This window comes from Moritella marina ATCC 15381 (assembly GCF_008931805.1).
Taxonomy (GTDB): Bacteria; Pseudomonadota; Gammaproteobacteria; order Enterobacterales; family Moritellaceae; genus Moritella; species Moritella marina.
Genome location: NZ_CP044399.1, coordinates 1,834,310 through 1,847,737 on the forward strand (window position 1 = coordinate 1,834,310; position 13,428 = coordinate 1,847,737).

The following is a 13,428-nucleotide window of genomic DNA, read 5'->3' on the forward strand; positions in this document are numbered from 1 at the left end:
TTATTGATGCGATTGCTTTTATATGCGGCCTTAATTTATCACCGCTTTAATTTAAGACTGTCACAGCAAGCTCACTCTCTGTATTCCAACGGTAATAGACATCGCAGCTTGTTTGACCAAGTCGAGGACGTTCACTTACCTGTGTGGATACCTTACCTTTCGCTATCCACAATGCCAGCATTGCATCGATACCGTCTTCGCTAATACTAAACTTTTTAGCCAGTTCAGCACGACTGGTTTTGCCGTTAGCAACAAGATGATCTTTCAGGCGCGTTAAAATCATATTGGCCCCTCTCCTCTTGCAGCTTTATTTTGTTACCTTGTTTTTTCAACAGTACAACAACGATGCCCATGAGAACACTGAAGAAACCTATCCAGCCCAAGCTTGATACTGGGTGCGCTGCAAACTCGACAATTTGGTAATACAGAGTCGCGACAAAGTAGCCTAAGAACATAGTCCAACCAGCAATGAATACGGCAAATGGACGACCGAACTCACGCACATATGCGCCCATTGCTGCAGCGCAAGGCGTATACAATAAAATAAACAATAAGAATGCAAAAGCAGCAGCATCAGAGACAAAGCTGTCTTTTAAATTACCAAAGATAGTCACATCAACTTCTTGGTCGTCAGCAACAGCGCTCATATCGGTCAAATCACCCACATCAACACCCAGTGGGTCTGAATAACTTAACTCGGCTAGATTCGCAGGTATTGATAATACCGCCTCTTCTAAGCTGGCGAGTAAATCAAACTCGGCATCATCACCTTCTGCACTTGAATACAAACTATTCAAGGTACCAATAACAGCTTCTTTAGCAAAAATACCGGTGATAATACCCACGGTTGCTTGCCAGTTATCCGCTTGAATACCGATAGGAGCAAGTAACGGCGTGGCCACTTGTGCCACTTGCGACAGTACCGAACTTTCAGTTTCTTCGTTGCCAAAACTACCATCTGTGCCCAATGAATTAAAGAAGCTTAAAAACGCGACGACTAAGACAATAGTTTTACCGGCACCAAAGACAAAACGCTTGAGTTTTTGCCAAGTAATAATCAGCATATTCTGCATGGTTGGTAATTCGTAATCAGGCATTTCCATGATAAAGCTATCACTGCGACCAGGATAAAGGCTCCAGCGTAATAACAGCCCCGTGAATACCGCCACTAAAATACCAATAATGTATAAAGCAAAAACAATATTCTGACCATGTTCAGGGAAGAATGCCGCAGAGAATAATGCGTAAACAGGTAATCTAGCACCACATGACATAAACGGTGCCATTGCAGCGGATAATCGGCGCTCACGTTCATGCTCTAACGTACGCGTCGCCATAATCGCGGGTACATTACAGCCAAAACCCAGCACTAGGGGCACGAATGCTTTACCTGGCAAGCCAATTTTTTGCATTACTTTATCGAGTACAAACGCCGCTCGCGCCATATAACCAGAACTTTCCAGTAGTGACAGAAATAGATACAAGCAACCAATCACCGGAATAAAGGTCGCCACCGTTTGTATACCACCACCAATACCGTTGGCAATAATCGTCACCAGCCAGACTGGCAATATCCCATCCAATAGGTAATGACCGCCATCCACTAACACGCTACCAAAGCTGATATCAAAGAAATCAATGAATGCGCCGCCAATGTTTATCGAGAACATAAACATTAAATACATCACTGCAAAGAAGAGCGGAATACCGATATATTTATTCAAGACTACTTGGTCAACTTTATCGCTGAATGAACGACTTAACTTACCTTCCTGACGACGTACCTTATTACACAGCTGATGTAAAAATGTATAACGTACATTGGCAATATGGAAATCCGTTTCGACTGACTCGGCAACTTTATGCTTAACCTCAGATACCTGAATAAGAATGTCTAGATTTAATAATTCATTTACCAAGCTGTCATTTTCTAATGCGCGAACAGCCAGTGCTCGAGGTGCAACATTATGTTCATAAAAATGAATATCTAATTCGCTGATTGCCGCTTCTATTTCGGTGCCATAATTCATCGTTAACGGGGTTGTTTTAACGCCTTTTTGCACTAACGAGTGTAAGTTTTGTTTAAACTCACTGACTTCGTTTTTAGCATTCGCAGACAGTGCCAATACCGGACAACCAAGCGCCTTTTCTAATTTTTTAACATCCAATACTTGGCGTTGACGTGCTAATACATCCATCTTGTTTAATACAACAACCATAGGACGGCCTAACTCACGTAACTGTAACGTCATGTACAAGCTACGCTCTAGGCAAGATGCATCAACGACATTAATGATCAGATCCGCTGTGTGATTTAATGCCGCCTTAGAGGCAATCATTTCATCAACACTGTTCACTTCATTACTACTGTCCAGTGCATAGATCCCGGGTAAGTCCGTTAATAAGAAGTCATCGCCGGCATGACCATAGCGGCCTGTTTTTTTATCAACAGTCACGCCAGCCCAGTTACCAACTCGTTGGTTAGCACCGGTCAAGGCATTAAATAAGGTCGTTTTACCGCTATTTGGATTACCAATGGTTAGGATTTGATACAACATTACACGGCCTCAACTTCAATTTGTTGCGCCAGTTGCTTACGGATGGCGACAGATACACCACGCACCGATATTTGCAACGGATCCCCCATAGGCGCACGGCGCATTAATGTGACTTGAGTCTGTGGTAATACACCCATCACCATTAATTTCTTGCGCGTGTCGGCAGGTAAAGCTGACATATCGGTAATTTTAACAACGGCACCATCGTTCAATAACGCTAACTTCATATCTGACCAACCCTAATGATAACTATTATTATTAATATTCTACGCAGGCAGTATAAATAACTCTTGATATGAATCAATACGCTATAAATAAAATAGCCCAAAACACAATTAATTAACCATAAAGTAGTAATTTAATATAACGGGAGGATTTATCAATAAGAGAGGTATAACAAAAGGGTATATGCAGCCCACCACTATGCTGGTTTTGTGAGCTACATATTTTTAGGCTAACATTTATAAAATGGTTTTATAACGTTATGGGCTTTACTATAAGTTATTATAACTAGCGATACATTACTGTTATAAAATATAAAAAACTAAGCGCCTTCACCAATAAAACCACCCGTTTGATGTGCCCAAAGTTGCGCATAAATACCCTTTTTAGCCAGTAATTCTTGATGTGACCCCTGCTCTATCACACGCCCTTCATCTAAAATGATCAAGCGATCCATCGCCGCTATTGTTGATAGACGATGTGCAATCGCAATCACGGTTTTACCATCCATCAATTCATTAAGACTGTCTTGAATTGCTGATTCAACTTCAGAATCTAACGCCGAGGTCGCTTCGTCTAATACCAGAATTGGCGCATCTTTTAGCAATACACGCGAAATAGCGATACGCTGACGCTGACCACCCGAGAGTTTAACTCCACGTTCACCCACTTGTGCATCATAGCCCTTGTTACCAAAGGTATCGGTCAACGTACTAATAAACTCATGGGCGCAAGCTTGTTTTGTCGCTTTCAATAATTGCGCTTCGCTCGCATCTGGATCACCATACATAATATTATCGCGAATGGTACGATGTAGTAATGAGGTATCCTGAGTCACCATACCAATTTGACCACGCAGGCTATCTTGCTGCACTGCACTGATATTTTGACCATCAATTTTGATAGAGCCTGATTCAACATCATGAAAACGCATTAACAAGTTAACTAATGTGGATTTACCTGCACCAGAACGTCCAACTAAACCGACTTTCTCACCCGCTTTGATCGTTAGATTCAAGTTATCAATAACGCCTGCTGATTCACCGTAATGGAAACTAATATTATCAAAGGCAATCTCACCAGCAGACACGGTGAGTGGCTTCGCATTAGGTTTATCTTCAATCTCAATTGGTTTAGCCAAGGTATTCATACCATCAATCACAGTTCCCATGTTTTCGAACAGACCACCGATTTCCCACATGATCCATTTTGACATACTGTTGAGGCGTAATGCTAAACTGATCGCAACAGCAATAATACCAACACTTAAGCTTGAATCTAACCACAACATAATCGAGATCGCACCAACACCGAACAATAATAAGTAGTTCAATAGCTCCACGCAGAAAGTAAAACCCGTGACCAGGCGCATTTGCTTATGTACTGTCACCAAGAATTCGTCCATGCCTTCTTCTGCATACACCATTTCACGGGAGTTATGCGAAAATAGCTTCACCGTCGTGATGTTGGTATAACTATCAACTAGCCTTCCTGTCATCATAGAACGTGCATTCGCTTGTTCTGTCGAAATCTTCTTTAGTTTAGGCACAAAATATAATTGAATCGCAATAAAGCCAATAAACCACGCCAGCATAGGTAACATCAAGCGCATGTCAGCTTGACCTATCATGACTAACATCGCGATAAAGTATACCGAAATATAAACCAGCACATCTAATAGTTTCATCACTGTCTCACGTACTGATAAGGCTGTTTGCATCACCTTAGTCGCAATACGACCAGCAAAGTCACTTTGGAAAAAAGACACACTTTGGCGTAATAAATAACGGTGCGCTAACCAGCGAATAGACATAGGGTAATTACCCAGTAGTGTCTGGTGCATAATGAGCGAATGTAGTAACACCAGTAATGGCATTCCCACTAATATCAACGCACTTAAGCCTATTAGATTGGTACTTTCTTCATTAAGAAAATTTCGTGGTTCATGGTTTGATAGCCAGTCAACCAGCTGACCCATAAAGCCAAATAGCGACACTTCTAATATCGCAATCATCGCGCTTAATACTGCCATCGCTAATAAAGGCGACTCAAAACCACGCGTATAATAACGGCAAAAAGCCACAAGATTTGTCGGCGGCTGTTCGGGTTGGTGTTTCGGGAATGCCGAAGACATTTTTTCAAAAAACTTAAACATAGAGGATCATTATCTGAGCAATTTAAAGACCGCACTATGGTACTACGGAATTGAGAAAGTGCGTAGTCTACATAGCTAGATTAGCAATCTTGTAGCAGTGTTTTATATTAAACTAGAAAGAAAATACACAGTGTAAATATTAATTTACACCACTATTTACACCTTTTACACCAAAAACGTTTCACAAAGCCCTATAAAATAAGTAAACTCGCTCAATCTTAGCTATTTTCATGTGCTCAAGACACTTACTGTAAACTTAGCTTTACAGGCAGATTTGCACAATTTAATGATTACCCGTAATGGAATGTTTTATGACTTCGAATAAAATAGTAGGCAGTACCCTTATTGTTGCTGGCACCGCGCTTGGTGGTGGTATGTTAGCATTACCTCTTGCATCGGCTGGTTTAGGTTTTTATCCTGCAGCATTGCTGATCTTCGTTAACTGGGCTTTAATGACTTATACAGCATTATTGATGTTAGAAATTCATCAACACGCTGAACAAGATGCAACACTTAACTCCCTAGCAAAAAACTTACTTGGTAAACCAGGTCAATACCTGGCGACTTTTGCTTCGTTCTTCTTATTTTATGCACTTTGCGCAGCATATATCGCGGGGGGCGGTTCACAACTGACAAACAAGATAAATGATTTCATGAGTTTAGAGTTAACGCCTCAGTTTGGCGCGATACTGCTTACAATCATAGTTGCGACAGTCGTGTCTATCGGCACACATTCAGTGGATCTGGTAAATCGCGTTTTATTTAGTGTGAAAATCATTGTTTTAGCCTTAACGCTTAGCCTGTTATTCCCACACGTTGAATCAATCAACCTATTAGAAATGCCAGTACAACAAGGCCTATTATTGTCCGCATTACCGGTTATCTTCACTTCGTTTGGTTTCCACGGCAGTATCCCGTCTATCGTACGTTATGTTGGTGTTGATATTAAAACGCTGAAGAAAGTGATGATTTGCGGCGCATCTGCCCCGCTTGTTATTTACCTACTATGGCAAGCAGCGACCCAAGGTGTTTTGAGTCAAACAGATTTACTGGCGAATAACTCGTTAACAAGCTTTATTACATCACTTAGCTCTGTATTACAGCAACCACAAGTCAGTCAATCTGTGTCTGTATTTGCAGATCTAGCATTAGCAACGTCATTCTTAGGGGTGAGTTTAGGTTTGTTTGATTTGTTATCTGGCATGATGAAACGCGCGAACAGCACCCTGAACAGCAATGAAAGCAACTCGACTATGAGCACTGATGGTAAGTCACACCGAGTTAAAACGGCACTCGTGACATTCTTACCACCACTGGCTTTTGCTCTTTTTTACCCACAAGGTTTCATTACCGCGTTAGGCTATGCCGCCGTTGCGTTGGTGATATTAGCGATCTTTTTACCTGTCGCAATGGTAACAAAACAACGTAAAGCACAAACAAGCGGTTACCGTGTTGTCGGTGGTAATGTGACGCTAGTACTGGCCAGCTTAATGGGTTGTTTAATCATCGCATCACAATTTTTACAAATGGCGGATGTGATCCCAGCTGTGGGTTAGAGCACTTAACGAAGACAGTGAATTAGCCATATAAATAAGCCCCGTTATCAGTACATGATAGCGGGGCTATTTTTTAATTACTTCTTTTAACTATTTCTTCTTCCACTGCCCTGGAGCAGATTCAATAAACTGGCCTTGTTCTGTCATCGACATGGCTTTTTTCGCTGCGCGTGCAGAGATAGCCCCAACGGTCACATTATGCTTAGTTGCTAGTTCTTGATATTTCGCTTTGCGTTTACCATTTACGTCTTTAATTAACGCGTTGACTTCAGCACTTGGCTTGACAGCTCCCAGATAGCCATTAACTTGCTCGCCAACTAACCCAGCTTGTTTTGCGGATTGTAAATCAATTGCTTGTACCGAAAAGGACATCGCAAATAAAATAATCAAGGTTGAAAAAATTCTTTTCATTGTAAACTCCATTTTGGCTAGAATAACTCGTCATCGCTAAATACATCATCTAGCTCTTTATCAACTTTCACTTTAATTTCATGATCAATTTTTACATTTAAATTAATCACTATCGGTTTGTCGGGAACAGCAAGCTGTACTGTTGGGGTACAACCGGCAATAAGTACAAGTAAACTTGCACTAAATAACAGTGCTTTCATCATTATATCCTTATGGGTTATTCATTTTATCCAGTGCATCATACATCGAATCATTAATTCTTAAACTGCGAAATAGCTGTAATATATTTTCTTCATGAGAATAATTAAACTCAATTGGACGCTCAACACTTGGGTTGCGGCCTTTAATACTAATCAATAACTTAGTTTCACCGCTCGGCTTAAAATCCACATCACTGTGTAAATGATCATAATGCAAATTTTCCAATAACTCTAACGCATAACGTAATTGCGGTTGTGTTAATTTTAGCTGATCGATAGTCACGTTATCTTTAATTTGAATGATACCGCCCTGAGCTTGTCCTTCGATTACACCGTCGGTTATCGAGACAGCAGACCCCTGCAACACAAATGGTAAATCAGCTTTTAATAATCCTGTCACGTTCACACCCGGAACTTGATATAATTCAACAGCCTCTGGTAAAGATAGATTGCGAACCTGTATCTGACCAACAATATGATCAAAATCAGTAATTAACAATGGTAAAACCGAAACCTGGCCTGAAAATATCTCAGCCGAGGCATTATCAACCGCGACTTGCACCTGTCCACCAACTAGCGACACTAAACCTGAGACGGCTATATTATCAACTACTGGCCCTATATTTATAGTTGCGACATTGCCACCAATGGTACACCTCGCCATTAATGATGTCGCAATATCAGCATCCTTGCTATCCATGTTACAGCGCCAATTGGTTTGCAATTCAGACGCGAGAATATCCTTAAAATTCACACTGTCTGCCGTTAATTCACCCTTAACAGTTGCCGTTAAATAGGGGCGTTTTTCGTTTAAATTTAACGTGTAGTTAAGCCTGTTTGTTACCAGTGGCGATATGTCTAAGCCTTTAGGCAAAGGATTAGCATGCGTAACAAACGCCGGAATACTTTGTGCAGGCACCAGCCAACTCCCCGTGGCTTTAGTTGGTGCAAGTCCTAACAAGCTCAAGGTATTCTTACTTTTCAGTGCTGTATCATCAAGTTGCCAATCAGAGTTCAACGTAAGCGCCTTACTATTAAAATCGACTTTATGCTGTGCGGTTAGCCTGCTTATCTTATACGCTTGTTGATATTGATTATTATATGAGTTGGTTGCGAAAGCACTCGTAAAGGGTAATAGCTTATTATCTTTGATATTAACGCTTGTCGGTGCCAGTAATTCAACCGTAATATTATCACTCGACATGTCGGTATACTCAAACTGTTGCGCTGTTATCTTTGCCCGCTTAACAAATAGCTCAATCGGTAATACTTTACTTGTCAGGTCTATTTTCGCATACCCTTGCGCTGCGACTTGTATCGGCATCGGCGCAAGTCCATCAACCACATTAATATATCGACTGTTACCATCGACAGTCATAGCCCAAGCAGTTTGCAAAAATTGCGGTGTCAGTAATAGTTTATCCACTTGCAGCGCTAACTTATTATCCGACATAGATATAGCTGTCGCGAGCTGTTGCGCAGTGATCTGCCAGTTGTTTATATCACGCTCTTGTATGCTCAGCTGTAAGCCTAACGGTAATTTCGGCGTGATAGTGACAGGCGTTAGTTTACTTTGTAGAAAGGATTTGGTTTTATGAGAGGATTCGGTTTGCAAAAAAGGTTGGCATACACTGCTTGTCATATCAATGAATGAACCAAATAAAGCGCAGTTATCTGCAGACACAGTAATCGGCTCCATACTACCCAAGGTTAAATCGACCGTATCAGCTAACCAAGTATTATCCGCGAGCGTTAGTTCGGTAGTTAAGGTAAGGTTGGCATTAGTGATCAAGGCTTGCTGTGCTTTCTTTAGCTCGCCATCATTAAGCCAAACAGAAACCGCGATACGGTCTATATTCTCAGGGTTAAACGCCAGCTCAAGCTTGATAAAACCAGATAGTAAACCTGTAAACTCTGGTAATAACAGATTCATTATTGGTTTCGTTTTCGCTAAATCTGTTAGCAATAATGCATGAAGTTGTTTATGACTATCGCCCTCTTTGCTTTTGCCATTAAGCGGATCGGTTTTGTCGCTAAGTTGATCTGTTGTGTAATGAAACTGGGCAGTGAGTAATTGCTGATCTTGCTGCCACACAGAAAAGCCAAATTCAGGGGCCGCATCGTTATAACGAAAGACAATATTTTTCACATCAAGAGTATTTAACTGTAGGCTTGACCAAGACTGGATTTTATCCTCGGCAAAATCAGGTAAATTATCACCTCGTACCGTGATATTGGTAATGTGCAGATCAGGGACCCAATCAGGTAACACAGGCATAATCAATGCTGTCGTATTCAATTCTCCATCAGTGGCTTGAACTTGAGTCGCTCGCTGAAACTGTAAATAATCTATGCTTAAATCAACGTTAGCTAACGTGATGCTTTCAATAAACCAAGGCTGTTTCAGATCAAACGTCATCACTAAGCCAGTTAACTGCTCGACTTTAATACCGTGGTTGTTAGCAAAATGATTGCTCACTTGAATAATAATGTTTTCACGATAGCTAAAGGAAATAGCGACACTTAACATCATCAATGTCGAGACACCTAAGATCCAACGACCGAGATGAAATGATGCTTTTTTTGCTTGCTGCGGTGTCGACATTAAAAAATAATCCTTATCAATATAACTGCCTATCTGATTTAGTATCCTGAACTACAAGTCTAATCAAATCAAGCAGCTCATTCTATATACAGCATGACGAAGCACCAAATACAATACCTTATACATTAATATTTATACTTATTGATTAATACCAAGAGCCTTATAAATCAAACACAATACTTTAACACTTTGTCACACTTAGGTAATATCACCCCACCATAAAATAACTCTAAAGTATTAGTATGAAGCATCGCGGTTTTACTCTCATCGAATTAGTCATTGTTATTATTGTACTCGGCATATTAGCAGCGACAGCTGTACCTAAATTTCTTAATTTACGAGGTGATGCTGAAAGAGCTACATTAAAGGGATTTTCAGGCGCATTAAAGAGCGGTATTGATATAATTAGCGCGAAACACAAAGTAGAAGGCAGTCCTGTATTTCTAAAGTTCGAATCTCCAGAGTACCGAATTGGTGGTTACTCAATTGCTTTTAACGCGCTAGACATCCCAGAAAAAATACTCAATTACCCAACTTCACCGGCGACTACATTTTGTGAGGCCATATGGAACGTAGCTGTAAGTGGAATGCTCGCGCATGCTGACTCGACATTAGACCCAACTGTCACTATCACTCACGCTGCACTTTCAGATTTATTTCGTGCACGATGTGGTTTTAAGTATAAAGATTATGGTTCTATTTTCTACATGAGTGGAGAAGGGAAAGTATGCACTCAGTACAAAGATGATATTATTCCCGAAACATGTAAAATATAACGCTGCTCATCAAGTGATAATAAATAATGGCAAAACCAAATAAGAAAGGTCCAACGCAAACCGTTGAGATATTTTGCAGTAAGTGCAAAGCACTGCTGTTTAAATACCGTAAAGGCGGTAAAGGCAGTCTGGTGAAGTGTTTTAAAGAGCGTATCGTCACCGACTATTGCGAAACGCCCTGCACTTGCCCTAAGTGCGAGCAAGTGTTTGCCCGAGATACCTTGGTACGAGGCACACCAGCTTACAAAATGGTTGGTGGCAAGGTTACAATGAAATAATAACAGAGCAAGAATAAGTCCTACTTAGTTATAAATCTCACCTCTAAATTCCACCTGCGTTAAATACAAACGCATTTCAAATTCGAGCTGATGATAATCAGGTAACATATGCTGGCAAAGCTTGTAGAAGGCTTTGTCGTGGTTCTTTTCTCTTACGTGAGCCAACTCGTGTACCGTAATCATTTGTAAAAAAGGTTCAGGACAGCGCCTAAACATCTCACTAATACGGATCTCGTTTTTACTTTTCAGTTTATTACCCTGCACACGCGAAACAAATGTATGTAAACCCAAGGCGTTATTCACCACATGAATTTTAGGATCATAAATGATTTTGCTAATCGGCGATGATTTCTTCAAATAATTGTTTTTCAAATCCATCACAAATTCACGTAATTTCTTATCATTGGTAATTTCATGAGTATGCGGATATTTCGTTAATAAGAACTTACCGAGTGTATCTTGTTCTAACATCTGTTTTACTTGGCTTTTAACTTGATCTGAATAAGCTGTTAAGTATTTAAGTGCGGTTGAATCTATTTTTGAAGTGGACATAAGTAACTAGATACTGATAATTTGAATAACACGTATTTTACCTTATCCTTTACTCATTCGATAGTCAGTTGTAGGCTAAAATAACAAGACCAAATAAGCAGTTGATCAGCGTTCGATATACTTTTACAATAACCTTTTTATTATTATGGATGCACAGTTATGTCATCAGATACTTTAGGTACCAGCGCAGTTTACAAGCGTATGGAACAAGGCTATCGCGAGAAAGCACTTAAGTTATTCCCATGGATATGTGGCCGTTGTACACGCGAGTTTGTTTATTCTAACTTAAGAGAGCTAACGGTTCACCACATGGATCATGATCACAGTAACAACCCAAATGACGGGAGCAACTGGGAATTACTGTGCTTATATTGCCATGACAACGAACATTCAAAATATACTGAGCACGACCAGTATGCAACAGAAGTTGAAGCTGGCGATAACAACCAAGAATCAGCGACATACAACCCTTTCGCAGACTTAAAATCGATGTTCAAAAAGTAACATTTCTTTAAACAGTAAATACTGATGATAACTTGTATATCGTAGATACTAAAAAGCCGTAATGACGTAACTTCAAACGAGGTCATCATTACGGCTTTTCTATATCATCACAAATCTATAAAGACGGCACAACTAGAATGGCTGGTTAACCATAAACCACATCTGTGCTTCTTCTTCACTTTTCGCATAATCAATACGAACAACAACACCTTCAACATTAAAACGCAAGCCTAAACCAGCCGTCCATTTTAAGTCATCATGTAACTCGGCCATATCAAAACTATCAGCTACCTGGCCACTTTCAACAAATGCACTCCACTGCCACCACGGGAAGCTATAAAACGGTAAGTTATGTAACGGTTGCCAATGTGGCTTGACGCGGTATTCAGCGCTATATGCGACAGCACTTCGACTGTAGAACTGACCTGATGAATAACCACGTAAACGGTTAAATCCGCCAAGTTTAATACCTGCAAAAGCAGGTGGTCGGTGCATCTCTCCGGTACCACTGCCGCTTTCCCAAGTTGGGGTGTCAGCAAGGTAATAGTTAAACGCTAAAACTTGCTCTTTAAACAGCACATTTTCATCAAGCGGTACAAAAGCACTTTGCTCAACTTCCCAAGTAGTCCAGCTATTACGCTCGTCATCACCAAAGTCACGGCGCACTGTGAATCGAGTTTGACTACCCGACTCCGTATCACCAACACTGTCGCGATTATCCCAATTCAACTGTAACTCTAAACCTTGTGCAGCATTAGGGAGATACTCATAATTAGTCACATCACGCTGCTGCTGAAATGGCGTTATATTAATACTGGTCACGCCAGATTCGAGCGGGTTAAACGTGATATCACCACGCAGTGGTCTTAAACTACGTGCGCCACCATTAACACCTAAACCCCAAGGTAATACATATTTAGCGTTTACTCGTAACGATGATTCCGTACCTTCGGCAATGATCTTATTGGTTGCTAGCGGGTCATTCGGTGTTCTTGCCGCTGGCACATAATAAATACCATTACTCAAATAACTACGGTAATACTCCGCTGAAAAAAGCCATTGTTTTAAACCCGGTAAGGCATAATTGTTAAGCCCAATAAAACCAATATAACTGTCATTTTCACTGTATAAACCGAGACCAAATATCGATGCTTGCGGCTGCCCTGCATGCTTAATAATACCGGACACACCAACAGCAGTACCCAATTGTTCTGTTGATATGATAAAAGGCACACCAGCGACTTCAGTATCAAAATGAGGCATAGCTGTTGCTTGCTCTAGGTTTGAACTGACAGTAGCATCACTATTTTCCGTTGTATTTACCGCATTATTTCCAGCAACATGTTCAACTGTGTTTTCGCTAGTATTCTCAATGTTATTTTTTGTAGTCTCTTTGGCACTCACCGAAATAGGCATCAGTAATGCACTACATAACAGTGAGGCACAAATATTCTTATAAGACACTTATACTCCAAAGGCATAATAAATAAAGGCAATAATCAAGTTCGATCAGGAAGATATCCCAAAATTATCTATTTGTACACGGTAGTAAGGTACTAAACCACCACTTCAATCTAATTAATTATTAAACATAATAATTCACAACAAACT

At 40.5% G+C, this 13,428-nt stretch carries 13 protein-coding genes; 4 read left to right on the top strand and 9 right to left on the bottom strand.

The features are described from left to right. Positions 1-46: 46 nt before the first annotated feature. The 4 genes from FR932_RS08250 to FR932_RS08265 form a co-directional block, all read right to left on the bottom strand. Positions 47-283, bottom strand: a complete 237-nt coding sequence (locus FR932_RS08250) for a FeoC-like transcriptional regulator (RefSeq protein WP_019441048.1) — start codon at positions 281-283, stop codon at positions 47-49. Then, the gene (gene feoB, locus FR932_RS08255; protein ID WP_019441049.1) at positions 246-2,558 is read right to left on the bottom strand and encodes a Fe(2+) transporter permease subunit FeoB; all 2,313 of its coding nucleotides are present in this window, start codon (positions 2,556-2,558) and stop codon (positions 246-248) included. Before feoB ends, FR932_RS08250 begins: the two co-directional genes overlap by 38 nt. Beyond that, on the bottom strand, positions 2,558-2,785 hold the full coding sequence (locus tag FR932_RS08260; protein ID WP_019441050.1) for a FeoA family protein: 228 nt from the start codon (positions 2,783-2,785) through the stop codon (positions 2,558-2,560). The genes feoB and FR932_RS08260 overlap by 1 nt, the downstream gene beginning before the upstream one ends. Positions 2,786-3,102: 317 nt before the next feature. Next, positions 3,103-4,935: an ABC transporter ATP-binding protein gene (locus tag FR932_RS08265; RefSeq protein ID WP_019441051.1), complete on the bottom strand. Its 1,833-nt coding sequence runs from the start codon at positions 4,933-4,935 to the stop codon at positions 3,103-3,105. Between the two features lie 311 nt (positions 4,936-5,246). On the opposite strand from FR932_RS08265, the gene FR932_RS08270 reads away from it, so the two are divergent. Next, positions 5,247-6,491 carry an aromatic amino acid transport family protein gene (locus FR932_RS08270; RefSeq protein WP_019441052.1) on the top strand — a complete coding sequence of 415 codons (1,245 nt, stop codon included), beginning with the start codon at positions 5,247-5,249 and terminating at the stop codon, positions 6,489-6,491. 90 nt (positions 6,492-6,581) lie between these two features. Here the strand turns inward: FR932_RS08270 and FR932_RS08275 are convergent, their stop codons facing one another. From FR932_RS08275 to FR932_RS08285, 3 genes are read right to left on the bottom strand one after another with little or no spacing between them, the layout of a single operon-like run. After that, positions 6,582-6,902, bottom strand: coding sequence for a YdbL family probable chaperone protein (locus FR932_RS08275; RefSeq protein ID WP_019441053.1), 321 nt, complete (start codon positions 6,900-6,902; stop codon positions 6,582-6,584). A gap of 17 nt (positions 6,903-6,919) precedes the next feature. Next, entirely contained in the window at positions 6,920-7,102 is a 183-nt protein-coding gene (locus FR932_RS08280) for a YnbE family lipoprotein (RefSeq protein WP_017219822.1), read from the bottom strand. Positions 7,103-7,112: 10 nt separating this feature from the next. Further along, positions 7,113-9,707, bottom strand: a complete 2,595-nt coding sequence (locus FR932_RS08285) for an intermembrane phospholipid transport protein YdbH family protein (RefSeq protein WP_019441054.1) — start codon at positions 9,705-9,707, stop codon at positions 7,113-7,115. Positions 9,708-9,949: 242 nt separating this feature from the next. Between FR932_RS08285 and FR932_RS08290 the strand changes: the two genes are divergently transcribed. Together FR932_RS08290 and FR932_RS08295 are read left to right on the top strand one after the other, a co-directional pair. Then, positions 9,950-10,483, top strand: a complete 534-nt coding sequence (locus tag FR932_RS08290) for a type II secretion system protein (protein WP_019441055.1) — start codon at positions 9,950-9,952, stop codon at positions 10,481-10,483. A 26-nt stretch (positions 10,484-10,509) separates the two neighbouring features. Next, on the top strand, positions 10,510-10,761 hold the full coding sequence (locus tag FR932_RS08295) for a hypothetical protein (protein ID WP_019441056.1): 252 nt from the start codon (positions 10,510-10,512) through the stop codon (positions 10,759-10,761). Between the two features lie 24 nt (positions 10,762-10,785). Here the strand turns inward: FR932_RS08295 and FR932_RS08300 are convergent, their stop codons facing one another. Then, entirely contained in the window at positions 10,786-11,313 is a 528-nt protein-coding gene (locus FR932_RS08300) for a YgjP-like metallopeptidase domain-containing protein (protein WP_019441057.1), read from the bottom strand. A 159-nt stretch (positions 11,314-11,472) separates the two neighbouring features. Here FR932_RS08300 and FR932_RS08305 point away from each other — a divergent pair, with 159 nt between their 5' ends. Then, a complete protein-coding gene (locus tag FR932_RS08305; protein ID WP_019441058.1) occupies positions 11,473-11,817 on the top strand; it encodes a YajD family HNH nuclease in 345 nt (114 codons plus the stop codon). A 132-nt stretch (positions 11,818-11,949) separates the two neighbouring features. On the opposite strand, the gene FR932_RS08310 is transcribed toward FR932_RS08305, so the two are convergent. Next, positions 11,950-13,281, bottom strand: a complete 1,332-nt coding sequence (locus FR932_RS08310; protein ID WP_019441059.1) for a BamA/TamA family outer membrane protein — start codon at positions 13,279-13,281, stop codon at positions 11,950-11,952. Between the last annotated feature and the right edge of the window lie 147 nt (positions 13,282-13,428).

Bases quoted from the DNA above. Each gene is read 5' to 3' on its own strand.
- FR932_RS08250 (WP_019441048.1), bottom strand. From the start codon at position 283: ATGATTTTAACGCGCCTGAAAGATCATCTTGTTGCTAACGGCAAAACC.
- feoB (WP_019441049.1), bottom strand. From the start codon at position 2,558: ATGTTGTATCAAATCCTAACCATTGGTAATCCAAATAGCGGTAAAACG.
- FR932_RS08300 (WP_019441057.1), bottom strand. From the start codon at position 11,313: ATGTCCACTTCAAAAATAGATTCAACCGCACTTAAATACTTAACAGCT.
- FR932_RS08275 (WP_019441053.1), bottom strand. From the start codon at position 6,902: ATGAAAAGAATTTTTTCAACCTTGATTATTTTATTTGCGATGTCCTTT.
- FR932_RS08295 (WP_019441056.1), top strand. From the start codon at position 10,510: ATGGCAAAACCAAATAAGAAAGGTCCAACGCAAACCGTTGAGATATTT.
- FR932_RS08280 (WP_017219822.1), bottom strand. From the start codon at position 7,102: ATGAAAGCACTGTTATTTAGTGCAAGTTTACTTGTACTTATTGCCGGT.
- FR932_RS08285 (WP_019441054.1), bottom strand. From the start codon at position 9,707: ATGTCGACACCGCAGCAAGCAAAAAAAGCATCATTTCATCTCGGTCGT.
- FR932_RS08305 (WP_019441058.1), top strand. From the start codon at position 11,473: ATGTCATCAGATACTTTAGGTACCAGCGCAGTTTACAAGCGTATGGAA.
- FR932_RS08260 (WP_019441050.1), bottom strand. From the start codon at position 2,785: ATGAAGTTAGCGTTATTGAACGATGGTGCCGTTGTTAAAATTACCGAT.
- FR932_RS08270 (WP_019441052.1), top strand. From the start codon at position 5,247: ATGACTTCGAATAAAATAGTAGGCAGTACCCTTATTGTTGCTGGCACC.
- FR932_RS08265 (WP_019441051.1), bottom strand. From the start codon at position 4,935: ATGTTTAAGTTTTTTGAAAAAATGTCTTCGGCATTCCCGAAACACCAA.
- FR932_RS08290 (WP_019441055.1), top strand. From the start codon at position 9,950: ATGAAGCATCGCGGTTTTACTCTCATCGAATTAGTCATTGTTATTATT.